Source organism: Desulfofundulus luciae, from assembly GCF_030813795.1.
In the GTDB taxonomy this organism is placed as follows: Bacteria; Bacillota; Desulfotomaculia; order Desulfotomaculales; family Desulfovirgulaceae; genus Desulfofundulus; species Desulfofundulus luciae.
Map to the genome: position 1 here is coordinate 114,667 of NZ_JAUSUX010000003.1, position 24,673 is coordinate 139,339.

22 protein-coding genes are annotated in these 24,673 nt (G+C 57.5%); 17 read left to right on the plus strand and 5 right to left on the minus strand.

Annotation, left to right across the window (positions count from 1 at the left end; all coding sequences use genetic code 11):
• Nucleotides 1-89: 89 nt before the first annotated feature.
• From mrdA to obgE, 14 genes are all read left to right on the plus strand, one after another.
• Nucleotides 90-2,471, plus strand: coding sequence for a penicillin-binding protein 2 (mrdA, locus tag J2Z49_RS02965; RefSeq protein WP_307399714.1), 2,382 nt, complete (start codon nt 90-92; stop codon nt 2,469-2,471).
• Between the two features lie 237 nt (nt 2,472-2,708).
• A complete protein-coding gene (gene minC / locus J2Z49_RS02970) occupies nt 2,709-3,113 on the plus strand; it encodes a septum site-determining protein MinC (RefSeq protein WP_307399717.1) in 405 nt (134 codons plus the stop codon).
• Between the two features lie 33 nt (nt 3,114-3,146).
• The gene (gene minD / locus J2Z49_RS02975; RefSeq protein ID WP_307399719.1) at nt 3,147-3,941 is read left to right on the plus strand and encodes a septum site-determining protein MinD; all 795 of its coding nucleotides are present in this window, start codon (nt 3,147-3,149) and stop codon (nt 3,939-3,941) included.
• A 22-nt stretch (nt 3,942-3,963) separates the two neighbouring features.
• A complete protein-coding gene (gene minE, locus J2Z49_RS02980) occupies nt 3,964-4,251 on the plus strand; it encodes a cell division topological specificity factor MinE (protein WP_072868478.1) in 288 nt (95 codons plus the stop codon).
• A gap of 121 nt (nt 4,252-4,372) precedes the next feature.
• Nucleotides 4,373-5,701: a rod shape-determining protein RodA gene (gene rodA, locus J2Z49_RS02985; protein ID WP_307399722.1), complete on the plus strand. Its 1,329-nt coding sequence runs from the start codon at nt 4,373-4,375 to the stop codon at nt 5,699-5,701.
• 158 nt (nt 5,702-5,859) lie between these two features.
• On the plus strand, nt 5,860-6,597 hold the full coding sequence (locus J2Z49_RS02990) for a M23 family metallopeptidase (RefSeq protein ID WP_307399725.1): 738 nt from the start codon (nt 5,860-5,862) through the stop codon (nt 6,595-6,597).
• Nucleotides 6,598-6,607: 10 nt separating this feature from the next.
• Nucleotides 6,608-7,489 carry a M50 family metallopeptidase gene (locus J2Z49_RS02995; protein WP_307399727.1) on the plus strand — a complete coding sequence of 294 codons (882 nt, stop codon included), beginning with the start codon at nt 6,608-6,610 and terminating at the stop codon, nt 7,487-7,489.
• 79 nt (nt 7,490-7,568) lie between these two features.
• Complete coding sequence (locus J2Z49_RS03000) at nt 7,569-9,428, plus strand: TIGR03960 family B12-binding radical SAM protein (protein WP_307399729.1); 1,860 nt, start codon at nt 7,569-7,571, stop codon at nt 9,426-9,428.
• Between the two features lie 327 nt (nt 9,429-9,755).
• Nucleotides 9,756-10,445 (plus strand): TIGR03936 family radical SAM-associated protein, encoded by a 690-nt coding sequence (locus J2Z49_RS03005; RefSeq protein WP_307399730.1) that lies wholly within the window; start codon nt 9,756-9,758, stop codon nt 10,443-10,445.
• A gap of 21 nt (nt 10,446-10,466) precedes the next feature.
• The gene (locus J2Z49_RS03010) at nt 10,467-12,149 is read left to right on the plus strand and encodes an Rne/Rng family ribonuclease (RefSeq protein ID WP_307399732.1); all 1,683 of its coding nucleotides are present in this window, start codon (nt 10,467-10,469) and stop codon (nt 12,147-12,149) included.
• A gap of 153 nt (nt 12,150-12,302) precedes the next feature.
• Nucleotides 12,303-12,614 carry a 50S ribosomal protein L21 gene (gene rplU / locus J2Z49_RS03015; protein WP_307399734.1) on the plus strand — a complete coding sequence of 104 codons (312 nt, stop codon included), beginning with the start codon at nt 12,303-12,305 and terminating at the stop codon, nt 12,612-12,614.
• 48 nt (nt 12,615-12,662) lie between these two features.
• Nucleotides 12,663-12,932, plus strand: a complete 270-nt coding sequence (gene rpmA, locus J2Z49_RS03020; RefSeq protein WP_072868462.1) for a 50S ribosomal protein L27 — start codon at nt 12,663-12,665, stop codon at nt 12,930-12,932.
• A 129-nt stretch (nt 12,933-13,061) separates the two neighbouring features.
• Nucleotides 13,062-13,634 (plus strand): Spo0B domain-containing protein, encoded by a 573-nt coding sequence (locus tag J2Z49_RS03025; protein WP_307399737.1) that lies wholly within the window; start codon nt 13,062-13,064, stop codon nt 13,632-13,634.
• A gap of 42 nt (nt 13,635-13,676) precedes the next feature.
• Nucleotides 13,677-14,942 carry a GTPase ObgE gene (gene obgE / locus J2Z49_RS03030; RefSeq protein WP_307399739.1) on the plus strand — a complete coding sequence of 422 codons (1,266 nt, stop codon included), beginning with the start codon at nt 13,677-13,679 and terminating at the stop codon, nt 14,940-14,942.
• A gap of 43 nt (nt 14,943-14,985) precedes the next feature.
• On the opposite strand, the gene J2Z49_RS03035 is transcribed toward obgE, so the two are convergent.
• Nucleotides 14,986-16,695 carry a stalk domain-containing protein gene (locus tag J2Z49_RS03035; RefSeq protein ID WP_307399740.1) on the minus strand — a complete coding sequence of 570 codons (1,710 nt, stop codon included), beginning with the start codon at nt 16,693-16,695 and terminating at the stop codon, nt 14,986-14,988.
• A gap of 274 nt (nt 16,696-16,969) precedes the next feature.
• Here J2Z49_RS03035 and proB point away from each other — a divergent pair, with 274 nt between their 5' ends.
• Both proB and J2Z49_RS03045 read left to right on the plus strand, forming a co-directional pair.
• The gene (proB, locus tag J2Z49_RS03040; protein WP_307399797.1) at nt 16,970-18,094 is read left to right on the plus strand and encodes a glutamate 5-kinase; all 1,125 of its coding nucleotides are present in this window, start codon (nt 16,970-16,972) and stop codon (nt 18,092-18,094) included.
• Between the two features lie 36 nt (nt 18,095-18,130).
• Entirely contained in the window at nt 18,131-19,393 is a 1,263-nt protein-coding gene (locus J2Z49_RS03045; protein WP_307399742.1) for a glutamate-5-semialdehyde dehydrogenase, read from the plus strand.
• 76 nt (nt 19,394-19,469) lie between these two features.
• Here the strand turns inward: J2Z49_RS03045 and J2Z49_RS03050 are convergent, their stop codons facing one another.
• A complete protein-coding gene (locus J2Z49_RS03050; RefSeq protein ID WP_307399743.1) occupies nt 19,470-20,378 on the minus strand; it encodes a selenium metabolism-associated LysR family transcriptional regulator in 909 nt (302 codons plus the stop codon).
• A gap of 211 nt (nt 20,379-20,589) precedes the next feature.
• On the opposite strand from J2Z49_RS03050, the gene nadD reads away from it, so the two are divergent.
• Nucleotides 20,590-21,207: a nicotinate-nucleotide adenylyltransferase gene (nadD, locus tag J2Z49_RS03055; RefSeq protein ID WP_307399745.1), complete on the plus strand. Its 618-nt coding sequence runs from the start codon at nt 20,590-20,592 to the stop codon at nt 21,205-21,207.
• A gap of 125 nt (nt 21,208-21,332) precedes the next feature.
• On the opposite strand, the gene J2Z49_RS03060 is transcribed toward nadD, so the two are convergent.
• From J2Z49_RS03060 to J2Z49_RS03070, 3 genes are read right to left on the minus strand one after another with little or no spacing between them, the layout of a single operon-like run.
• Entirely contained in the window at nt 21,333-22,082 is a 750-nt protein-coding gene (locus J2Z49_RS03060) for a fumarate reductase iron-sulfur subunit (RefSeq protein ID WP_307399747.1), read from the minus strand.
• Nucleotides 22,075-23,931: a fumarate reductase flavoprotein subunit gene (locus J2Z49_RS03065; RefSeq protein WP_307399749.1), complete on the minus strand. Its 1,857-nt coding sequence runs from the start codon at nt 23,929-23,931 to the stop codon at nt 22,075-22,077. The genes J2Z49_RS03060 and J2Z49_RS03065 overlap by 8 nt, the downstream gene beginning before the upstream one ends.
• The gene (locus J2Z49_RS03070; RefSeq protein WP_307399750.1) at nt 23,928-24,566 is read right to left on the minus strand and encodes a succinate dehydrogenase; all 639 of its coding nucleotides are present in this window, start codon (nt 24,564-24,566) and stop codon (nt 23,928-23,930) included. Before J2Z49_RS03070 ends, J2Z49_RS03065 begins: the two co-directional genes overlap by 4 nt.
• Nucleotides 24,567-24,673 lie beyond the last annotated feature (107 nt).

The window sequence follows — 24,673 nt, forward strand, 5'->3', positions numbered from 1 at the left end:
TATGGTCAGCAATCATACCATCAGAGACCCCAATTGCAGTGAGTGCTGGGGAACGGAGCGAGCGCGTGCAAACGGCAGGCAAGTAATGCTTGCAGGACAGGGAAGGATGCGCCGTGGCAACAAACGGGGTAACAGCTAAAAGTCTGGAGAGAAAGCTACAGGTTCTGCTGGGCATGGTGATCGCCGCCTTTACCGTGCTTGTTATCCGCCTGGCTTACCTGCAGCTGGTGGAGGCGGATAAATATCAGATGATGGCCCAGCAGAACCACCTGCGGTTGATTCCCATCATGGCTCCCCGGGGGGAAATTCTCGACCGCAACGGCGTGCGCATCGTGGGCAACCAGCCGGTCTACACCATTTCCTTTGCCTATTTAGGCATCAAGGACACCGACCGGGTGATTGCCAGGCTGGCCCGTATTTTGGAGGGAGAAAAAACCTTCCAGGGCATGAGCGTGACGGAGATAGAACAGGAAATCCATAAAAAACTCAACGAACAAAAGTTGCGCCTTTATGAACCGGTGCCCATAGCCGATAAGGTGTCCAGTGAAACGGTAAGCCGGATTGAGGAGCAGCGGCTGGAGCTGCCGGGAGTGCTCATCGACGTGCGGCCGGTACGGCACTACCCCTATGGGGACCTGCTGGTGCCCACCCTGGGTTACGTGGGCATCATGGATCAGAAGGAGCTTGAAGAGAATAAAGACAGGGGTTACAGGCTGGGGGACTCCTGGGGCAAGGACGGCCTGGAGAAATCTTTTGAGCCCTATTTGCGGGGTCAGCGGGGTGCCCGCCAGGTGGAGGTGGATGCCCAGGGGCAGCCGGTAAGGGATCTGGGCGTAAAAGAGCCTGTACCGGGAGACAACCTGGTGCTCACCATTGATGCCCGCCTGCAGCGTGCGGCCCAGGATGCCCTGGCCCGGGGTATCGCCCGGTTGCAAAAAGAGGGTTACAGCCAGGCCAAAGCCGGGGCGGCGGTAGTGCTGGATGTGCGCACCGGGGAGGTCCTGGCCCTGGCCAGCCACCCCACCTATGATCCCACCATCTTTACCCGGGACCTTTCCCGGAAGGAGTGGAATGCGGCCTGGGCCAAAATTAGCCGGGATCAATCGCTGCTCAACCGGGCCATAGCCCTGTATCCCCCGGGTTCTACCTTTAAAATGGTGGTGGCGACGGCAGCGCTGGAACTGGGTAAAATAACACCCCAGTTTGCCATTAGCGATACCGGGCGCTACAAATATAAAGTCGACTGGAAGCCCAGCGGTCACGGGCGGGTGGATGTGGTGCGGGCCCTTAAGGTATCCTGCGACACGTTTTTCTGGACTGTCGGGGCAATGCTCGGACCCGAACCCATTGCCCGCTATGCCCGGGAGTTCGGCCTGGGACAAAAGACGGGGCTGGAGTTGCCCGGGGAGCATGCCGGCCGCATCCCGGGACCGGAGCAAAAGTACAACCTGTGGAAGCCCCTTCTGGACAATGTACAAAAACAAATGGACGATATCCGCAAGGAGTATGAGAAGCGCCTGGCCAGTGCGGGCGAAGGGGAAAAGGCGGCCCTGGAGCGGGAAATGAACGGGCGTCTGGCCCTTTTGCAGGACAGGTACAACAAGATAGAGTGGGAATTGAAATGGCGGGAATACGATACCCTGGATATGGCCATTGGTCAGGGCAACAACTACTATACTCCTCTCCAGCTGGCCAATTATGTGGCGGCCATCGCCAACGGAGGCATCCTTTACAAGCCTTACCTGGTTAAAAAGGTTGTGGCTCCCGACGGCCAGACGGTGGAGGAGTTTTCACCCCGGGAGATCCGCCGGGTCAACGTGTCCGGCCGTACGCTGGCCATACTCCGGCAGGGTATGCACGAGGCGACCCTGCCCCCCGACGGTACCGCGGCAGGAGTATTCGCGGGAGCAAAATACAGTGTTGCCGCCAAAACCGGAACTGCCGAGGTCCATGGCCACGATAACCACGCCCTTTTTGTGGCCTTTGCCCCCTATGAAAAACCGGAAGTGGCCCTGGCCGTAGTGGTGGAATATGGCGGCCACGGGAGTTCTGCCGCCGGTTCCGTGGCCAGGGAGATCCTGGACGCTTACTTTAATCTCAAAAACGCCCCTCCCACTGCTGGCCTGTCAGGCGAGGAGAAAAAGACCAGGGATGAGCGGGCAACGGGGGCCCTTCGCGCCACACCAGTGCCTTCCCGGCGGCCTGCCGGCGGGTCCGGGTCCGGGAATGTCCAGCCCCGGCGCACCACGGCACCACCCGATGTACCTCCCGGGGAACAAAAACAGGGCGGTTCTCCCGGGCAGCCCGCAGGCGGGTCCCCACCTGGTGCCGGCAACGAACAGGGTACCCCGGTTGATGTTCTGCCTCCAGCCGGAGGAGGCGGATCCGGTGCGCCGTCAACTAGCGGCAATCAACCACCCGCCCAGGGCGGTACTCCAGGGGCGTCCCGGGACGGCACGCAGGTTCAGTAAAACCGTTATGACAGGGATGCGGCGCCGTCCGGAGCGGAGCAATGGAGTGAGTTCCGGACACCGCATCCAGACCGGTTCACTGAATATTTGGTGCTCTTTGTGTATCCCAGGATTTGGTACATATCCTGGGATACAATTTTATTGTTTTCGTTGGAGTAAGCGGCAGGAAAAACGAAATTATTAGCAGGATTTGGTTGCGCCCTGTAGAATTTAAATCAACACTGGGGGGAATGCACCTTGGACAGGGGGAGAGGGAACCCGCAGCACCGGTGGCTGTCTTTCGCCGGTGAAACGGTAGATGATAACACGATTTTAATCCAGCGCACTTTGCGTTCCGGCCAAAAGGTCCATTACGACGGCAATATCGTCATTATTGGCGATATCAACCCGGGGGCGGAGGTGGTGGCTACGGGCAACATCATTGTGATGGGTGCCGTACGGGGGGTAGTTCACGCCGGCGCCGGTGGAAATGAAAAGGCTATGGTGCTGGCCTTCCGCCTGGAACCCACCCAGCTTCGCATTGCCGGTCACATTACGCGTCCCCCGGATGGGCAGAGCTCAAAACCCGAACAACCTGAAGTGGCCCGGATAAAGAATGGGGTAGTGACAATCGAAATTTTTAATGGGGAACGCCAGGGATGAAAATTGGCAAACTGTTGAAGAGGAGGCTCTTATATGGGTGAGGTCATCGTAGTTACGTCCGGCAAGGGAGGAGTTGGTAAAACCACCACCACGGCCAACCTGGGGGCCGGGCTGGCCACTCACGGGCACCGGGTGGTACTGGTGGATGCCGATATCGGGCTGCGCAACCTGGACGTGGTTCTGGGGCTGGAAAACCGCATTGTTTACGATATAACCGATGTTACCGGGGGGCATTGCCGCCTGCGGCAGGCTTTGATCAAGGACAAGCGCTTCGAGGGGCTGTTCCTTTTGCCTGCCGCCCAGACCAAAGATAAAACGGCGGTCAGCCCGGACCAGATGAAGGCCCTGTGTGAGGAACTCAAACAGGAATTCGACTACGTGATTATTGACTGTCCGGCAGGGATCGAGCAGGGCTTTCGCAATGCCATTGCCGGGGCGGACAAGGCCATCGTGGTGACTACCCCCGAAGTAGCTGCCGTACGGGATGCGGACCGGATCATCGGTCTTCTGGAGGCGGCCGAACTGCGGGACCCCAGGCTGATTATCAACCGTATTCGCCCGCGCATGGTGCGCCACGGGGATATGATGAGCATTGAGGATATCATCGACATCCTGGCCATCGATCTTCTGGGGGTGGTGCCGGAAGACGAGATGGTGGTGATCAGCACCAACCGCGGGGAACCCGTGGTCCAGGATGAACGTTCCCGCTCGGGACAGGCTTATCGCAATATTGTCCGGCGGATCAAGGGAGAGCCGGTACCGATGATGAATCTGGACGAAGGCGGTTTTGTATCTCGCTTTTTGCGGCGGATGATTGGTTTGCCCTAATCTACTGGAAGGGGGGTTGGCCTTGCTGGAGTTTTTAAACCGCGTTTTCGGGCGGGAAGCCGGTGGGAGTAAAAATGTGGCCAAGGAGAGGTTACGCCTGGTGCTGGTGCACGACCGGGCCAGTGTTTCGCCCCAGCTCTTGCAAACCTTAAAGACGGAATTGATCAAGGTCATTGAAAAATACATGGATATTGACGAGGATGCACTGGAGATCAACCTGGACAGCAATGAAACCCAGGTGGCCCTGGTGGCCAGCATTCCGGTAAAGGGTATGAAACGCGTGACGAGGCACCTGGCGTCGGGTATTTAAGGGGCAACCGCATAATCACCACACCCTGACCCTGTGGTAATTTGGTATTACCCCGGGGCTTTTTTTGTCCCTGGAGGTGGTATATAATTAACAGGAAATCAACTAGAAGCGGTGATTTTCCTTGGTTAGTAAGCGGTTTGCACGCAGCCTTGATCATGTCCTCCTCCTGGCCGCCGGCATGGTGGTTCTCTTTAGTTTAGTGGCCATCGGCAGCGCCACCCTGGAATTTACCGATGAATCATTCAGCCGGTTAAAGAATCTTTTTTTTGTCGTAAAACTCCTGCATCTGGACTATGCCTACGTTGTCAGACAGCTGGCCTGGATTTTTATCGGTTTGTGGGTCATGGCGGCAATCATGTATATACCTTACGAAGATCTTTGCAAACACGCCCGGGAGCTGTATATACTCAACCTGGTCATGCTAATTGCGGTAATCTTTTTGGGACGGGAAGCTCTGGGTGCGCAGCGCTGGATTTATATCGGCCCTTTTAATTTTCAGCCTTCCGAGTTTTCCAAGCTGATCATGATCATCACCTTCGCCAGTTTCCTGTCCGCCCGGGAAGGCCGCTTGAACCGCCTGCGGGATCTCCTGCCCTGTTTTGTGTACGTGGGGATACCCACCCTTTTGATCTTAAAGCAACCGGACCTGGGTACTTCCCTGGTGTTTGTGGCCATCATGTTCGGCATGCTCTTTTTGGCCGGGGCCAGGCCGGGGTTGCTCCTGGCCCTGATCGGCGCCGGCCTGGCCCTGATGGTCGGCCTGTTTGTCCTGCATATGTACCTGCATAACGCCGACATTGGCCTGGAAAAACAGTTGCTGGCCCTGGAACAGCAGAAAAAGGCGGCCGTTTCCGAAACGGCCAGGCAGGAGCTGCAAAGAAAATATCAACAGGTGGAGAGGGATTACCGGGAAGCCCACCGCCGGCATGAGTCCTTCCACCGGCATATCCTCAAAGAATACCAGGTGACCCGGCTGACCGTTTTTCTGGATCCCCAGAGCGATTTGCTGGGGGCGGGCTACCACGTGTGGCAGTCGCTCATTGCCATTGGCTCCGGAGGGTTCCTGGGCAAGGGGTTGCTGGGCGGTACCCAGAGTCACCTCACCTTTCTGCCCATCCGCCATACCGACTTTATTTTCTCGGTTGTAGGCGAGGAGTTCGGGTTTATGGGAGCGGTGGTGCTCCTGGGCCTGTACCTGGTCCTCTTATACCGGGGATTAAAAATTGCTTCCCAGGCCAGAGATCTGCAGGGGGTGCTGCTGGCCGGCGGAGTGGTTTGTATGTTTGCCTTTCACATCTTTGTCAATATCGGCATGACGGCCGGGATCATGCCGGTGACGGGTATCCCGTTGCCCCTTTTCAGTTACGGCGGCAGCAACATGATCATGAACCTGGCGGCGCTGGGGCTTTTGCTGAACGTTTACATGAGGCGCAAGAAAATCCTGTTTTAGGGTGGCATCCTGATCGCCGTCCTGATGCTCCAGGATACGGTAAATTTTGTGCTCCACCTCCGGGTGGACCAGAAGGATGTCGCGGTAAATTAAGACCGGGGCTTGTCATATTTGTCCCCCCTGTCCAATATAATTTTTCCAGCAGGGGGGATGAAATCTTGCTTTGGAGCAGGCGTAAAAGAAAATACCCCATCTCTGAATATCCACGCGCCGAAGACTGGCCGTACCGGTACCCCCCTTCCAGGGGTAGCCGGGGTAACAACTGGTTCTGGCGGGGCATGGCGGCTGTGGTTATCTTTGCTATTCTGCTCCTGGCCCGGGAACTTCCCTATCCTGGGGGGGAACAGGTGCGGGAAGGCCTGCGCTACCTTTTGACCACCGAGTGGAACTACCAGCCCGTGGTACAAAAGGTTGTGCAGTTGGCCCTGCAAATGATCAACGTGGATCAGCCCTTTCCCGAAGATATACCCCCGGGCACCCGCCAGACCCTGGGTCCTGCCGGTGAAGATGGACGTTTCCAGATCCCCGTGTCGGGCAAGGTGGTGCGGGGTTTCGGGTGGTCGCGGGACCCCCTGGATGACCTGGAGCGTTTCCATGCAGGTATTGATATTGCCGCGCCGGTGGGTACGCCCGTGAAAGCGGCCCGGGAGGGCCGGGTGGCCAGGGTGGGAGAGGATCCTTCCCTGGGCCGGTTTGTGCTCCTGGAGCACGGGGAGGGGGATTATACTTTATACGCTGGGTTGAGTGGGATCGCCGTGACCTCCGGGCAGCAGGTGGCCGCGGGGCAAAAACTGGCTGAAGTGGGGGACAGGGGCGATGTGGCCGGCGGCGGTTTGCATTTTGAAGTACGGGAAAAGGGAAGGTTGATCGATCCCCTGGTCAAGTTGCAGTTTTGAGGTGGTTTCCATGCGCCTGGGGCGAATCATGGGGGTGGATTTATACCTGAATGCCTTTTTCCTGGCCCTTCTGGGCCTCTTCCTTGTGGCCGGCATCCTGGGCAAGGGGCTGGTGGCCTTTGCCGTAGTGCTGGTTCATGAGCTTGCCCATGTAGCCTGCGCCCGGTACCTGGGCGTGCCGGTGAACGAAGTGGAACTGTTGCCCTTCGGCGGGGTCACCCGCATGGGCAGCGAACTGGTTCTGGATCCCGTCAAAGAAGTTTATGTGGCCGCGGCCGGGCCGTTGTGCAATGTGGTTATGGTCCTTCTGGGCCTGGCCATGAAGAACTACGGTTTATGGCATGACGAACTGGGGCCTTTTTTTCTCCAGTGCAACCTGCTCATTGCCGCCTTCAATCTCCTGCCCGCCCTGCCCCTTGATGGCGGCCGGGTTTACCGTGCCGGCCTGGCCGGCAGGATGAGCATAAAGGAGGCCACCTACCGGGCGGCCACCCTGGGGCAGGTCTTTGCCGTGGCCGTGGTGCTGCTGGGCTCCCTGGGGTTGTTGTTTGGTTTTACGGGTTTAGATATTCTGTTCACGGGGCTCTTTTTGTTTTTTGCCGCCACCCGGGAGCGGGGCATGGCCCCCTACCTCTTTATGGGTCAACTGGCTGGTAAAAAGGGCGAGATCCTGAGGGCCGGGGTGCTTCCCGTGCAATCGCTGATTGCCCTGGAAGACGTCCCCCTGGGCAAGATTGTCAAACCCTTTTTACCCCAGAAGTTTCACCTGGTGCTGGTTCTTGACCGCCAGTGGCAGTATAAAGGGTTTCTTACCGAAACCCAGATTATTGACGGCCTGTTGAACCACGGGGTGGACCTGCCCGTGGGCCGCCTGCCTTTGCAGCCGCTTTAGTATTTACAACTTTTGGTTAAACAGGTAAAATGATTTTAAGGCGTACCTTCCCGGGCAATAATACAAGTAGGAGGATCTTATGTTCGAGCTGGAACAGGTGTTACACCGGGTTCAAAAACCGGCCCGCTATGTGGGCGGGGAATGGAATGCCGTTTATAAGGATTGGGACAAAACTGCCGTAAAGGTGGCCTTTGCCTTTCCCGACGTTTACGAGGTGGGCATGTCCCACCTGGGCCTGCAGATCCTTTATCATGTGGTGAACAGCCGGGAGGATGCGCTCATGGAGCGTACCTTCGCCCCGTGGGTGGATATGGAGAGTCAAATGCGCCGCCGGGGACTACCCCTTTTTACCCTGGAGTCGCACCGGCCGGTAGCGGACTTCGACATCCTGGCCTTTACCCTGCAATATGAAATGACTTTTACCAATATCTTAAATATGCTGGATCTTGCGGGTATCCCTTTGCGCAGCGACCGGCGGGGTCCGGAACATCCCCTGGTGATTGCCGGGGGGCCATGTGCCTTTAATCCCGAGCCCCTGGCCAGTTTTATTGACCTTTTTGTCATTGGTGAGGGGGAGGAAGTTTTTCACGAACTGCTGGACCTGTACCTGGAGGTGGGCGGGCACCGGGCCGGCCGCCGGCATTTTTTGCGCCGGGCGGCGGAAATACCCGGCATTTACGTTCCTTCCCTGTACCGGGTGGAGTATCATCCCGACGGAACAATTTCCGCCATAGAGCCCATTGCCGGCGGCGTGCCGCCAAAGGTAACCAAACGGGTCGTCCGCAACTTTGACCGGGTTTCCTTTCCTGTAAAACCGCTGGTTCCTTACCTGGGTGTGGTCCATGACCGGGGTATGCTGGAGGTGCAGAGAGGGTGTACCCGGGGTTGTCGCTTTTGCCAGGCCGGGGTAATTTACCGGCCCGTACGGGAAAAAAGCCCGACCACCCTGCTGCGCCAGGCTGAGGAAATTGTGAAACACACGGGCTACGACGAGATCTCCCTGGTATCCTTGAGTACCGCCGATTACTCCCGTGTTCAAGAAGTGGTTCGCTCCATGCTGGATCGATTCGGGGACATGGGAGTGAGCGTATCCCTGCCCTCCTTAAGGGTGGATGCCTTTTCCGTAGCCCTGGCCCGGGAAGTACAGCGGGTACGCCGGGCCAGTCTTACCTTCGCCCCCGAGGCCGGTACCCAGCGCCTGCGGGATGTGATCAATAAGGGCGTGACAGAAGAAGACCTCATGGAGGCGGTTTCGGCCGCCTTTGCTGCCGGCTGGCAGGCCATCAAGCTTTACTTCATGATCGGCTTGCCTGCGGAAACCGAAGAGGACCTGCGGGGCATCGCCGAACTGGCCCGGCGGGTGCTGGCCCGGGGAAGGGAACTGGGTGTACCCAGGAACAGGCTCAGGGTTACGGTCAGTGCCTCTTCCTTTGTGCCCAAGTCCCATACGCCCTTCCAGTGGGAGCCCCAGGTGGAAATGGAGGAGCTGTACCGCCGGCAAGCGCTTTTGCGGGGATTGTTAAAGGAAAAGGGGCTGGTTTTCCACTGGCATGAGGTCGAAACCAGCTTTTTGGAGGCCGTTCTGGCCCGGGGAGACCGGCGCCTGGACCGGGTGCTGGAAGAGGCCTGGCGGCTGGGCTGCCGTTTTGACGGCTGGTCCGAGTGTTTTGACTTTGGCAGGTGGCAGGAAGCATTTCGTGTCGCCGGTTTGGACCCTGCCTGGTATGCCTACCGGCGTTATAAATACGACGACCTTTTGCCCTGGGATCACATTGATGCCGGTGTGAGCAGGAAGTACCTGGTCCTGGAACACAAGAGGGCCATGGAGGGGAAGGCTACGCCCGACTGCCGTACCGGCAAGTGCCCCGGCTGCGGTCTCTGTCCTACCCTGGAGATCGAACCGGAAGTGCTGGACCGGGCAGGGGGCGTATCCGGATAATGTCTCATTACGTTTTCAGCGTCACTGCCGTTTTGCACGGAAGCGACCCAGCACTCACCGTAACCGGGTTCTCTGATAGCAATACTGCTAACCATGTGCGGCTTTAGTCCCTGCGCAGGTACCCAGCACTCACAGCAACCGGGTTCTCTAATAGTAACTGCTAACCATGTGCGGCTTTAGTCCCTGCGCAGGTACCTGGATCCGGTGAGTGCTGGGTGAGTGCTGGGTGAGTGGTGGGTGAGTGGTGGGTGAGTGGTGGGGAACGGAGCGAGCGCGTGCAAACGGCAGGCAAGTTTCGCGCAGTAATAAATACAGGAGGTACCCATTTTGCCCCGTTACCGGATTGAGTTTAGCAAAGAAGGCCCGGCCCGTTTCATCTCCCACCTGGACCTGGTGCGCACCCTTGAACGGGCCATGCGCCGGGCCGGGCTGCCCCTGGCCTTCTCCCAGGGGTTTAACCCTCACCCCCGCTTCAGCCTGGGGGCGCCTTTACCTGTGGGGGTAAAGGGAGAAAAGGAGTATTTAGACCTGGAACTGGTGGCTGCGCTCCCGGTGGATGAAATGCTTAAACGCTTAAACGATCAGCTTCCCCGGGGACTTAAGGTGACCAGGGTATGGCGCATTCCCGATGACGCGCCGGCACTGATGGCCACCCTTGAAAAAGCCACCTACCGGGTGGACGTATCCCTGGCGCGGGAAATTACGCAGGAAGACCTGCAGAGGAGCATTAACGGGCTGCTTGAGACCCCGGAAGTCATCATTACCCGCCGGGCCGGGGAGAACAAGGAAAAGGTCCTGGATATCCGCCCGGGCATTTATGCCCTGTCCGGCCGGCTGGAAGATGACCGTGCCAGGCTGGAGATGAGCCTTGCCGTGGGTAACCGTGGAACCGTGCGCCCGGAAGAAGTGGTGCTGGTGCTGGCGGAGCGGTTCGGGCTTCCGGTTAAAGATGAGCAGCCCGATGTAATCCGGACGGGCCTATACCCGGCGGAACCAGAAAAATCCTATAGAGGTTAAATTTGAAAGAAGGTTTTGGTTTTGTTTAAGGAAATTGTGATTAATGCGGGAGAAGAGGAAACCCGGGTAGCGGTGCTGGAGGACCGGGTGCTGGTGGAAATGTATATTGAACGTTCCTTCCAGCAGCGGCTGGTGGGCAATATCTTCCGCGGCCGGGTGGAAAATGTTCTGCCCGGTATGCAGGCAGCCTTTGTAGACATCGGTTTGGAAAAAAACGCCTTTTTATATGTGGAGGACGCCCTGCCTCCCCGTGGAGGCAACGGTTTCCATCATCACGGACTGGGGACCAGCATTACCGATATATTAAAAAAGGGCCAGGATGTTATTGTCCAGATTGTCAAGGAACCAATTGGTACAAAGGGGCCGCGGGTGACCACCCACGTTACCCTCCCCGGGCGTTATGTGGTTTTAATGCCCACCACGGATTACATCGGCATTTCCCGGCGCATTGAACAGGAGCGGGAACGGGAAAGGTTAAAAGAGCTGGCCGCCCGCTTGAAACCTGAAGGCATGGGTTTAATCGTGCGCACGGTGGCCGAGGGGGTTGAAGAGGAAGAATTTGCCCAGGATGTACATATGCTTACCAGGCTCTGGCGCAAGATCCTCCACCGGGCCGGCCAGGGGCCGGTGCCCAACCTGATCCACCGGGATCTAGAACTGATCCAGCGCATCCTGCGGGACGTTTTTACCGAAGATGTGGACCGCCTGACGGTGGATTCCCGTTCCGAGTATGAAAAAATCATGGAGCTTCTGGACATCACTTCGCCAAAGCTGAAATACAAGGTGTTTTTAGAAGAAAGGGAGAATATCTTCCAGGATTACGGCATTGAACAGGAAATTGAACGGGCGCTTAAACGTAAGGTCTGGCTCAAGTGCGGCGGTTACCTGGTGATCGACCAGGCCGAGGCTCTCACCGTGATAGATGTTAATACGGGCAAGTATGTGGGCAGCACCAACCTGGAAGACACGGTGCTGAAAACCAACCTGGATGCGGCAGTGGAAATAGCCCGCCAACTGCGCCTGCGCAATATAGGCGGGATCATCATTATCGACTTTATCGACATGCAGCAGGAAGGGCACCGGCGGCAGGTTTTAAAAGTCCTGGAAGAAGAAATCAAAAAGGACAAAACCAGAACCAACATCCTGGGCATCACCCAGCTGGGGCTGGTGGAAATGACCAGAAAGAAGGTCCGTCCCAGCCTGTCCGAGGTTTTGCAGCGCCCCTGCCCTTATTGTGAGGGGCGGGGTAAAGTGCTCTCGGAGGAAACGGTGGGCATTCATTTCAAGAGCCGCATCATTGAACTGGCCCGGCGTACCAGCGCCGATACCATTCTGGTGGAGGCCCACCCCCTGGTGGCTGCCCGGCTAATTGGCAGCGGGGGTGTTAACCTGCGGGAGCTGGAGCAGAAAACGGGTAAAAACCTTTACATCCGCGGTTCCCAGGGGCAGCATATCGAATCGGTAAGCATCCGACCGCTCTATAATAAAGAGGAAGTCATTGCCCACACTTTGCCGGTCAAGCCCGGCCAGGTGCTGGAGGTGAAGGTAGAAGAACCCCATATTTCCAACACCAATGACGGGATTGCCCGCATTGACGGTTTTATCCTGGACATCGAAGGGGCCGGTTCCCTGGTGGGCGAAACGGTGCCTGTGGAGGTAAGCAAGGTCTACCGCACCTACGCCCGGGCCCGGCTGGTGAAGTAATTCCCGTGTTGCTTGACAAAACTACCGGTTGTGTTAAAATGTTATACCGTAGGCAGTTTTCGCGCTGCCGCAACCGCACGGAAGGGGTTTTATATAAAAGGGTAAAAGCCCTACCTGCTTTCGGCGAGACCTGAAAAAGGGGAGGTTTTATCCTTGTACGCCATAATTGCCACAGGCGGCAAGCAGTACCGCGTGCGTGAAGGGGACACCCTTCTGGTAGAAAAGCTGGCGGTGGAACCCGGTGAAGTGGTGGAAATCGACCAGGTGCTGGCCGTGGAAAAGGACGGGGAGCTCCGCGTGGGCAACCCGGTGGTGGAAGGAGCCAGGGTAATCTTAAAAGCCGTGCGCCACGGCCGGGGTCCCAAGATTATCGTCTTTAAGTATAAGCCCAAGAAAAACTACCGCCGTAAAAAAGGACACAGGCAGCCTTTTACCGAGGTTATCGTTGAAAAAATCGAAGCCTAGAGAAGAGGCCGTACTTTTCGGGCCGGCCTTAGCAGGAGGTGAAAATTTATGGCGCATAAAAAAGGTGTAGGCAGCTCGCGTAACGGCCGGGATTCCAATCCCAAGTTTCTCGGCGTAAAACGTCAGGACGGTCAGTTTGTCACTGCCGGAAGCATTCTGGTACGGCAGCGGGGAACCCGTATTCACCCGGGGCGTAATGTAGGTAAAGGCGGCGACGATACCCTGTTTGCCCTGGTGGACGGTGTGGTTTCCTTCCACCGCAAAGGGCGCGATAAAAAGCAGGTTAGCGTGATTCCGGTCGCAGCATTGCAAGCTTAGGAGAATTGACACGGGCCAGCTCTGGGCTGGCCTTCATTTTTCTTGCCGGACTTTTTTTACCGGCAGGGATTCCCTTTTTCTGTATAGAAAAAGTTAATCTGTCGAGTATAATGCTGGAGGAAGGTTTGCATGGAGCTAAAATCCCTGCTGGAGTTTATCCGCATGCAAAGGCACGACTTTCTCAACCACTTACAGGTAATCTCCGGGTTTATTCAAATGAATAGGGGGGAAAAGGCGCGGGAATACCTCCTGGAAGTGGCCCGGGAACTGGAGCGCCTGGCGAAAATCATCCATTTGCAGGTGCCCGAGGCCACCGCGGCATTTCTGGCGGCTCTCGCTCAAGGTACCGATTTACAGGTTGAAGTAGACTACGACATTCAATGCAATCTGGCTGATTGCTCCGTTGCCGGGGAACAGGTGGGTGCCGCCCTGGAAACGGCCTTTTACCAGGCCATATCCTGCCTGTCGTCGCCAGAGGTTGTAAACCGCCGCCTGGAGATCAGCCTGCAGGAGTCAAAAGGGTGTTACACCTGCCGTTTGGTTTTCCCGGCGGTGGTCTCCTGCGAACCGCTCAAGGAGAAAATACCCGCCGTCAACAGAATTCTGGCCGGTCATGGTGGCCGGGCAGAGGTAAGGGAGGTTCAGAAGGACGGCGAAAGTACCCTTGAAATTTTGCTTGTTTTTCCCCGCCGGGAGTCCTGAACCATTTCAATGGGGTACATAATAACCAAAGGTGAAAAGAGTATGTTTTTTGATACTGCAAAGATTTTTGTCAGGGGAGGAGACGGCGGAAACGGGTGCGTGGCCTTTCGCCGGGAAAAGTACGTTCCCGAGGGCGGTCCGGCGGGGGGTGACGGTGGCCGGGGCGGGAATGTGATCCTGAAAGTGGACCCGGGCCTGCGCACCCTGGTGGATTTCCGCTACCAGCGTCATTACAAGGCCGGACGGGGCCAGCACGGCATGGGTAAGAATATGCACGGCAGGCAGGGAGAGGACCTGATCCTCAGGGTCCCCCCGGGTACCGTGGTGCGGGATGCCGCTACCGGGGAAGTGATTGCCGACCTGGTATACCCGGGGCAGGAAGTGGTGGCAGCCCGGGGGGGACGGGGAGGACGGGGGAACACCCGTTTCGTCAGTGCGGTGAACAGGGCTCCCCGCATGGCCGAAAAAGGCGAGCCGGGAGAGGAACGCTGGTTGGAACTGGAACTCAAGCTGCTGGCCGATGTGGGCCTGGTGGGCTTTCCCAACGCCGGCAAATCCACCCTGATTGCCCGGGTGTCGGCCGCCCGCCCCAAAATTGCCGACTACCCCTTCACCACCCTGGTGCCCAATCTGGGCGTGGTACGGGTGGACGAGGGGCGCAGTTTTGTCATGGCCGACATACCCGGCCTCATTGAAGGGGCCCACGCCGGTGCCGGGTTAGGTCACCACTTTCTGCGCCATACGGAACGGACGCGCCTTCTGGTGCACGTCCTGGATATTGCCGGGAGCGAGGGACGGGACCCCCTGAAAGATTTTGAAATCATCAACCGGGAGCTGGCCCTCTATGACCCGGCCCTGGCGATGCGCCCCATGGTGGTGGCCGCAAATAAAATGGATTTACCTGGGGCCACGGAAAACCTGGACCGTTTGCGCGGGGCCCTGGGTGACAGGTACGAAATTTTCCCCATCAGTGCCTTGAACGGGGAAGGCACAGCTCCCCTGATTTATCGCCTGGCTGATTTGCTGGACCGGCTCCCGGTCCCGGAGCAGGTGGTTGAGGAAAGGGTGCGTATAACCAGGGTGGAGGAACCCCGGTTTACCGTATCCCGCCGGAATGGAGTGTTTGTAGTAGAAGGACGGGAGATCGAGCGCCACGTGGCCATGACCGACCTGGAAAACGAAGAGGCGGTGGAAAGACTGCAGCGGATCATTTCCCGGATGGGCTTGGAAGATGCCTTGAGGGAAGCGGGCATCCGGGAGGGGGACACGGTGCGCATCGGGAAATTTGAGTTTACTTACATGGAATGAAAGAAGGCCTTCTCCACTCAAGGGAAGGCCTTTCTCTCTTAACCTAAAAAGGTATAAAAATCAGGTTAATCGGCAGGTAGGATGCCGCCGGGGGCATGAAGCGCAGGGTTTTCCGCTGGCCGGGTTCGATGATGCCCACCAGCGCCCCCTGGCCGGGTGGGTTCAGCACGCCCCGGCTAGGCAGGTAGAAGGGCTGGCCATCCCAGGTGGCTGCGCCGGCAAAAGGCCCGCCCCGGGGTGAGAAAAGCACGCCCATGCGGTACTTCGACTCAATGGCTATTTCGTAGGATACACCGTAATTGCCCTTGTTGTACCCCAGCAAGTTGGTGGCCCCGTCCCTGCCGTAAAGGAAGGAGTCACCTCCGCCGTCGGCAATAATCAGCCGGGCCGGTTTGTTTTCATCCAGGTGTACCGACAGGAACCGGTTGGCCCGGGGAAAAGTGCCCCGGATGTGCTTGCCGTCCGGTGGAAGCGTGGACAGATCACTGTATGCGGTTATGGGATCCCGGTTTTCCGTGGCCACCACGGAAAAGAGTACCTCCCGGTCGGTATGTATATCAAAGATGCCGTGTACGCACAGTCCCGGGGGAATGGGCTTCTGCTCTTCATTTAAGATTCTCGTTTCCCCCGGCCTAAGGTAAATGGTGCGGGCCTGTTCCGCTCCTGCTGCCAGGTAGCGGTGGGTTGCCGCCCGACCCGCAGCCATGGGGTCCCCGGGGCCGGCAAGGGCCTTCTTCCTGATGGTGACCGTGGCCGTGTCAAGCCCCTGGTTGGTGACCAGGAGATAAACGTGCTGTTTGACGGTGCTCCCGTTAATGTGGTGGTAGTAAAGCCGGGCCGTTCCATGCAGGGTGTCGGTGTACAGGATGCCTTCCCGGGTGACCACCTCCGGGCTGTTGCTGACCATTAACATGTCCCGGCTCATGGTGGTGGCGGGCTCTACCGCAGGCAGTTGCGGTACATCGACCGCCGACAAGTCCAGGGGTTCTCCCGGCATGGGGTGGTGCAGGTTATAGGTTATCTCGTCCATGAGCACTTCCCCGGTGACAGTAATGGTTTTGCTGGCTGTTTCGCTCCACGCACCGCGGCTGTCCTTTACCTGCAGGGTGACGGTATATTCCCCCGGTTTGAAAAAGGCCCGCTGTTTGCCGGTCCATTTCACTTCCACCAGCCCGTCCCCATCGGGGTCATAACTTTCATCCCGGTAAATGACTGTCTCCCCCTGGGCCACGGTGGTCTTTTCGATCTCGAAGCGGGCCACCGGGGGCCGGTTTGGTGGGGGCGGTGGCGGGGGTAGGGTAATCCTGATTTCCCGGCTGGGAGCATCGTAGGAAACCTGGTATTTTAAGGTTTCGGCCACGAAACGCAGGGGTACCAGGGTAGTGCCGCCGCTGATGGTGGGTGCGCAGGGCAGTTGCCGGATCCGGCCTTCAACCACTGCCTCTTTGCTTTCCGGTTTGAGATGGATCTGGCGCTCCTGTTCTTTAACGGTTATCTCCCGGGACCGGCTGTCCCAGTGTACTTCCATACCCAGCGTTTCCACCAGAAAGCGCAAAGGCACCAGGGCGACCCCGTCATTAATTGCCGGTGCCTTTGGTAGGGGGTAAACCGCCCCGTCAACTACTGCCTGGTTGGAGGACAGCTTCAGGACAACCGTGCCGGTGCCGGCAGCAGCCGGGGCCGTAAAAGAAAAGGCAAACAGGCAAAGGATCGGTAAAAAAACCGGGAACTTTCCATGGATAAATCCTTTCATCAACGGCACCTCTAACTACGGATTGATCAGTTCCAACGGCCATAATTTTTGCGACATCACCCGGCATTTAAACGGCCAATGGGTTCGGTCGCGATCATCCCGGCGCCTCACCTCCTTATAACATCTGGCGATTTTAAACTATAGCTCTAATTAATAGACGTCTCCGGCTGGCTTTTGGTTCCACAAAACCGGTAATTTTATGGCCCTGTCACGCAATAGTATCTTTTGGCACCGGTTATTGGTTTGTGGTATACTGTTGCCGGTGGTGATTTTCATGGCCGGGGAGAGGGATTTCCGCCATATCAAACGGGTTGTGGTCAAGGTGGGTTCCAGTTCCATTATCTATCCCACCGGGCGGCCCAACCTTTCCCGGATGGAACAACTGGTGCGACAACTGGCGGATTTACATAACCAGGGCAGGGAAGTGCTTCTGGTCACTTCGGGAGCCATAGGTATAGGACAGCACCGTTTGGGATACACCCGCCGTCCCAGGACCATTCCTGAAAAACAGGCCGCCGCGGCGGTGGGCCAGGGTATGCTCATGCATATGTATGAAAAGTTCTTTGCTGAATACGGAGTTGCCGTGGGACAAATCCTTCTAACCCGGGAGGATTTCAGCGACCGCAGGCGATTTTTAAACGCCCGCAACACCATGTATACCCTTTTGCGCCTGGGTGTGGTACCCGTTATCAATGAAAATGACACGGTGGCGGTGGAGGAAATAAAGCTGGGAGACAACGACAACCTGGCCGCCCTGGTGGCCACATTGGTAGATGCGGAACTGCTGGTTCTTTTGTCCGATATTGACGGCCTGTATGATGCCGATCCCCGCAAAAACAGCGGGGCCAGGCTAATTGCGGAAGTGAACGAAATCACGCCGGAGCTGGAAGCCCTTTCCGGAGGGGCGGGTACGTCCCTGGGCACCGGTGGCATTGTAACCAAGCTGCAGGCGGCACGCATTGCCATGCACTCGGGGATCATTACCGTACTGGCCAGTTCTTCCGAAAAGGACGTGGTAAGGCGGGTGGTGGCCGGTGAACTCCTGGGTACGGTTTTCTGGCCCTGCAGCCGGTTGGAAAACAAGAAGCGCTGGATTGCTTTTAGCTCCACGGTACACGGTCGCATCTATGTGGATGAAGGAGCGGCACGGGCGCTGGTGGAAAACGGGAAGAGCCTTTTGCCTTCTGGGATTATCCGGGTGGAAGGTTCTTTCGAGATGGGGAACACCGTGAGCATATGTGATACTACTGGTAAAGAAATTGCCCGGGGTATAGTGAACTACTCCTCTGCCGAAGTGGAACGCATCAAGGGTTTACAGACCAGAGAAATTGCCCGGGTATTGGGGCATAAGGACTACGATGAGGTGGTCCACCGCAATAACCTGGTGCTGGATATTTAAATTTGCCGTCATGGTATTAACAGGGGGTAGGGAAAGATGATCGAACAAATTGAGCAAGAGGTTAGGGAAAAAGCTCAAAAAGCCAGGGAGGCCGCCCGGCACCTGGCCTATCTTTCCACTGAGGTTAAGGACCGTGCTCTTTTGGCCATGGCCGACAGCCTGATCAGGAACCAGGAGCGCATTTTGGCGGCCAACGAAATTGATGTACGGGCTGGCCGGGAGAAAGGCTTATCCCGGGCACTCATCGACCGTTTGCTGCTCACTCCCGAGCGGATTGAGGATATGGCCGAAGGGTTGAGGGTCGTGGCCTCCCTGCCCGATCCGGTGGGGGAAGTCGAGTCCATGTGGTTGCGGCCCAACGGTCTGCAGGTGGGACGCATGCGGGTTCCCCTGGGGGTAGTGGGGATGATTTATGAGGCCCGGCCCAATGTTACTGTGGATGCTGCGGGCCTGTGTTTGAAAGCAGGTAACGCCGTAGTGCTGCGGGGTGGCTCTGAGGCCATCAATTCCAACCGCGCCATTGTGGCCGTCATTGCCGTAGCCGCCGAACGCTCAGGTATCCCCGCCGGAGCCATTGAGCTCATTGAGAATACCGATCGGGCGGCAGTGAATGTAATGCTCAAGCTGAACGGTCTTCTGGATGTCCTTATCCCCCGGGGCGGGGCGGGATTGATCCGGGCGGTGGTCGAGAATGCTACTGTACCGGTGATTGAAACGGGCGTGGGCAACTGCCACGTTTATGTGGACGAGGGTGCCGATCTGGAAATGGCCCGTTCCATCGTGATCAATGCCAAATGCCAGCGTCCCGGAGTTTGCAATGCCATGGAAACGCTGCTGGTTCACCAGGGGGTGGCCCGGGAGCTGCTGCCGGGGCTTCTGGAGGATTTAAAGGCGGCCGGGGTAGAGGTACGGGGATGCGAGAAGACGCGTGAGCTGGCGCCCTGGGTAGTACCGGCCACAGAGGAGGATTGGGCCACAGAGTACCTGGACCTGATCCTGGCCGTGAAGGTGGTGGAATCCATGGAGGAGGCCATGGAACATATCTACCGTTACGGTACCAGGCATTCCGAGGCCATCGTCACCCGGGATTATGCCAGGGCCCGGCGGTTCCTGCGGGAAGTGGATGCGGCGGCGGTATACGTAAACGCCTCCACCCGCTTTACCGACGGTTACCAGTACGGCTTTGGGGCGGAGATCGGTATTTCCACCCAGAAGCTCCATGCCCGGGGTCCCATGGGGTTGAAGGAGCTGACCACTTACAAGTATATTGTTTTTGGCGAGGGTCAAATCCGCAGTTGATGCGTTATTTTGGGATTGAAAAGTAAAGGACAGGCTTTAGACAAAAGGCCTGTCCTTTTTTTCGCATTAACTGCGTTTAGGCCCTGGCCTGCAGGGCCGCTATTACCTCCCCGGAGGTGATAAACCGGGCGAATTCATCGCAGGCCCGGGACTGGAACCTTGTCCGATTACGGATGATTTTAAACTCCCTGGTTATGTTTAGATCCTTCAGCCGTACCGGTCTGATGGTGCCCAGGGCCAGTTCTTTGCGGATGGTCCACTTGGAAAGGAAGGAAATGCCCAGGCCCGCTTCCACGGCCTGCTTAATGGCCTGGGTGCTGCCCATGACAATTATCCTGGCCGGCGTAACATCCATCTGGCGCAGGGCATTTTCCGCGGCCACACGGGTGCCGGAACCTTCCTCCCGCAGGATGACGGTGCAGGATTGCAGGTCTTCCGCCGCAGCGTGGGATTTAGCTGCCAGTGGATGTCCCGGGGACACGATGAGCACCATTTCATCGGTGAGAAAAGGTTCCACCTGCAGGTGGGCATGCTCTACCGGCCCCTCCACCAGTCCGATGTCAATGCTTCCTTCCAGGGTTTGTTCATAGACCATGGCCGTGTTGCCGATGGTCATGGCCAGCTCCACATCGGGATACTTCCGGGCAAAGGCGCCCAGCAGCCGGGGTAACACGTACTCCCCAATGGTCATGCTGGCTCCCACCGCAATCTTTCCCGTAACCAGTTCAATCAGGTCGGTTACCGCCCGTTCGGCCTCCTGGTGCAGTTTTAAAATTTTTTTGGCATAGGAATAGAGAATGGTGCCTGCCTGGGTCAATTCCACTTTCTTATTTGACCGGTCGAAGAGCCGTGCCCGGTAATGTTCTTCCAGGGCGTGGATGTGCTGGCTGATGGCCGGCTGGGTGAGGTTGAGTACCTCGGCGGCCCGGGAAAAATTCTTCTTTTCTGCCACTGTGACAAAAACTCGCAATTGGTGATCGAGCACTGTCTACACCCTCCAGTTGCGTATATTTGTAGGCACCTTTGGGGTCAGACTTTGAAAACGGGTGCAAAATGTCGGGGTTGCCGTGAGAAAAAATTGTGAATGTTTATCTGGCTCATAACCCTAACTAATTCTATACGCACCCGTCACTCGTGTCAACAAGGGGTTGCTTTTTATCACCAGGGCCATTAAAATGATGCTGAGGTTTTTGCTTATGGCACAGACGCTGAAAAGATTGGGCATCATGGGCGGCACCTTCGATCCCATCCACTACGGACACCTGGTTGCCGCCGAGGGAGCCCGGCATGCCTTTCAACTGGAAAAGGTTATTTTCATCCCTGCCGGCCGCCCCCCCCACAAAACGGGCCGGAAGATTTCCGACCCGCACCACCGCTGGATCATGACGGAACTGGCCGTGGCCAGTAATCCTTATTTCGACACCTCCAGCATCGAAGTGGAGCGGCCCGGGTATTCCTACACCATCGACACGGTGCGGGAAGTCCGGAATCTTTACCCCGGGGCGGAAATTTTTTTTATTACCGGTGCGGATGCGGTACTGGAGATATTGAACTGGAAAAACGTAAATGAATTGCTGGAAATGTGCTGGTTTATTGCCGCCACCCGGCCCGGCTACCCCCTGGGAAATTTAAAGCGCCGGCTGGCGGGGATAGATCCGGAGCACGTGAAGCGTATTATCCCCATGGAAGTGCCGGCCCTGGCCATTTCCTCCACGGAAATCAGGGCCCGCGTGCAGGAAGGGCGCCCCATCAAGTATCTCCTGCCCGAGCCGGTGGAGGCGTACATCCTGAACCGGGGGTTGTATAAGAGTTAAAGATGAAAATTAAGATGAAAAGCTAATAATATTCAGTAACTTTTCACATTAAAAATACCGGGCGGCGGTGCCCATCCGGGGCAACCGCCGCCTTTGCCCGTGTTTTACGGTAATATCTTTTGAAGTTAACCGGCCCTGGTTTGCGGCCTGGCTGCAAGGCCCGCCGCGGCCATCTTGCGGCGCACATAGGCGAGCTGCATTTGCAGGGGCAGCCCCATGGGGCAGTTATCTTCGCAGGCCATGAGGCCGACGCAGCCAAAGGTGCCCTCTTCCGTGCCCACCACTTCGAAGTATTCCTGCGGGCTGCGTTCGTCCCGGGGGTCGACCATAAACCGGGCCACCCGGTTTATGCCCGCCGCTCCGATGAAATCTTCCCGGATGTTGGCTGTGGCGCAGCCGGCAATGCAGCACCCGCATTCAATGCAGCGCTCCGCCTCATAAATTTTCAGGGCCGTTTCGTTGTCCATGCGCTCTTCCCGGGCCTGAGGATCGAATTCTCTGGTTGTATGGATCCAGGCCTCCGTCTTCAGGGACATGTGCCTGAACCAGGTGCCCGTGTCCACCGAGAGGTCCCCGATGAGCTTGAATACCGGCAGGGGGAAGAGGGTAATCCTGGGCGGCAGGTCTTTGGTCAGGGTCTTGCAGGCCAGGCGGGGCTTCCCGTTCACCAGCATGGCGCAGGAACCGCAGATGGCCGCCCGGCACACGAAGTCAAACATCAGGGATGGGTCCTGTTCCTCCCGGATTTTATTTAAGGCCACAAACAGGGTCATGCCAGGCATTTCCCCGAGCCTGTACTCCTGCATGTAGGGCTTTATTTCCGGCGTGTTGGGGTTGTAGCGAAAGATGCTGAAAGTCAGCAGGCGTTCAGCCATTGTTTCCCTCCTTGTCATGTGCGGTTTCCGGCTTAGCGGCATTTGCCGCCGACGATTCGCCGTAGCCCCGGTCTCCCGGCGGGAGTTCGGTGATTTTAACCGGTTCATATTTCAGGATCGGCAGTTCGGCGCCCGGCGGCCAGTAGGCCAGGGTGCGCTTGAGCCAGTTCGCGTCGTCCCGGTAGGGGTAGTCTTCCCGGGCGTGGCTGCCCCGGCTCTCGGTGCGGTTTAAAGCACCGTAGGCTATGCACAGGGCCAGGCGGATCATGCCGGGCAGCCTTAAGGCGGAGGCCAGTTCCGGGTTGGCATATTTCCCGCTGGACCTGAGCCCGAGCTTTAAGGAGCGCCGGTAAAGCTCCTGGAGTTTGTCCACAGCCTTTTGCAAATCGGGACCGTTGCGGAAGATGCCCACATATTCCATCAGGGTGTCTTCCATCTGCTTGCGGAGCTCGTAAACATTTTCGTTGCCCATTCGGCCGGAAATGAGATCGTTTATCCTGTTTTCCTGGCGTTTGACATGCTCATCCACCAGCTTAAGGGGGCAATCCAGGGCGGCTCCCAGGGTGTATTCGGCCACCTTCTTGCCCACCACCATGCCGGCGACAATGGTTTCGGCCAGGGAATTCCCCCCCAGGCGGTTGAAGCCGTGCAGGTCCCAGCAGGCGGCCTCCCCCACGGCAAACAGGCCCTTTAAACCGTAGGCATGCCCGTCGATATTGGTTCTGACTCCCCCCATGCTGTAGTGCTGGGTGGGACGTACGGGAATCAGGTCTCTGGCCGGGTCGATGCCGGCAAAGTTCTTACATATGTTGGCAATTTCTCGCAGGTTGGTATAAATATGTTTTCGTCCCAGGTGGCGGATATCCAGCCACAGGTGGGGGCCCCACTTGCTTTCCACGCCGTAACCCTTGCGGATATGCTGGATCATGCGCCTGGAGACCACGTCCCGGGAAGCCAGTTCCTTTTTCTTCGGCTCGTAATCGGGCATGAAGCGGTGCAGGTTTTTGTCCAGCAAGTACCCGCCGTCGCCCCGGGCGCCTTCCGTGATGAGTATCCCCACCGGCACCATCCCCGTGGGGTGAAACTGGACCGCCTCCATATTGCCCAGGGGCACCACGCCCGTTTCCAGGGCCAGGAACATGCCGCTGCCCTCGTTGATCACGGCGTTGGTGGAAACCCCGTACAGCCGGCCGTAGCCGCCCGTGGCAATGACCGTGGACCGGGCCAGGTAGGCGTGGAGCTGTCCGGTGCGCAGGCAGCGGGCCACCGCCCCGTAGCAGTTCTCGCCGTCGTGAATCAGGGCGATGGCCTCCATGCGGTCGTGGACGGTGATGCCCATTTTGATGACGATGCTGTCCATGGTGTACTGCAGGGTGTGTCCCGTGCCGTCGGAGGTATAGCAGGTGCGCCACTTGGCCGTACCCCCGAAATCCCGGGCCGTAATCAGTCCTTCGTATTCCTTTAAGTCCTCTATTTCCCGGCCGTCGGGGAGGGTTTTCCTGCCGGCTACAACCCGGTTCCAGGGCACTCCCCAGTAGGCCATCTGCCGTACGGCTATGGGGGCGGTGTTGGCAAAGAGGCGGGCCACATCCTGGTCGCAGCCCCAGTCGGAACCTTTCACTGTGTCTTCAAAGTGAATGTCCGGGTTGTCCCCGTAACCCATGGCGCAGTTTCCCAAAGAAGCCTGCATTCCCCCCTGGGCTGCGGTGCTGTGGGAGCGCCGGGGGGGAACCAGGCTTAAGATAATCACGCCCAGCCCGTAGGCTGCCGCTTCAATGGCCGTGCGTTCTCCGGCCAGGCCGGCACCGATGACTAATACATCCGTGGTGTGGGTTTGGTAGACGCTCATTGTGCACCTCCTAGCCGCATGAAGGCCCAAAGGGTGACCGCTCCCAGGGCCACGATGATTACCGTGATGGTTTTCAGTACCGCCCCGATGGTATGCCTGTTAATCCAGCCCCATTTCACGAACTGGCGGTATAAGCCGAAACCGGCGTGGTATTCGCCCACCAGGAGCAGGACGATATAAAACCAGAGGAAGGATTGTACCCGTTCGGCACTGGTAACGGCCCGAATGGGCCAGCCGGACAGGACCATCCAGACGTGAATGCCGGCCAGAACCAGAATGGCCATGCCGGTGATGGTTTGGAAGACCCATATCCAGGTGTCGGTGTGGCCCAGTGTTTTGCTGTGGCGCAGGATAATGCGCTGCTCGTGCCATTTGTTGGGGATTCGCCGCCCGGCCACCACCATATGCACCAGGGCCACGATGATAATAAAAGGAATGCCGATGTAGGAGAGGTAGTATTCGTCCAGGAGGATTGACAACCGGTCAAAGGTCCTGCCGCCGAGCAATATGGTGGCCACAAATAGCATGTGGGTCCACAGGAACCCCACCAGTAAAAGACCGCTGACCAGTTCGGCCAGATCCACCAGGAGATCGGCCCGGGGATTGCGGGTGAGCAGTTTTTCTTGCGTGGTCATGGGACTCTCCTTTCTTTGGTGATGATGTTTAACTTTTTGCCGCGGCGATGGATTATTTTCGCAATTTTTGTGCCAAATTTTAAGCCCGTTGCCTTTTCGGGCTGAAG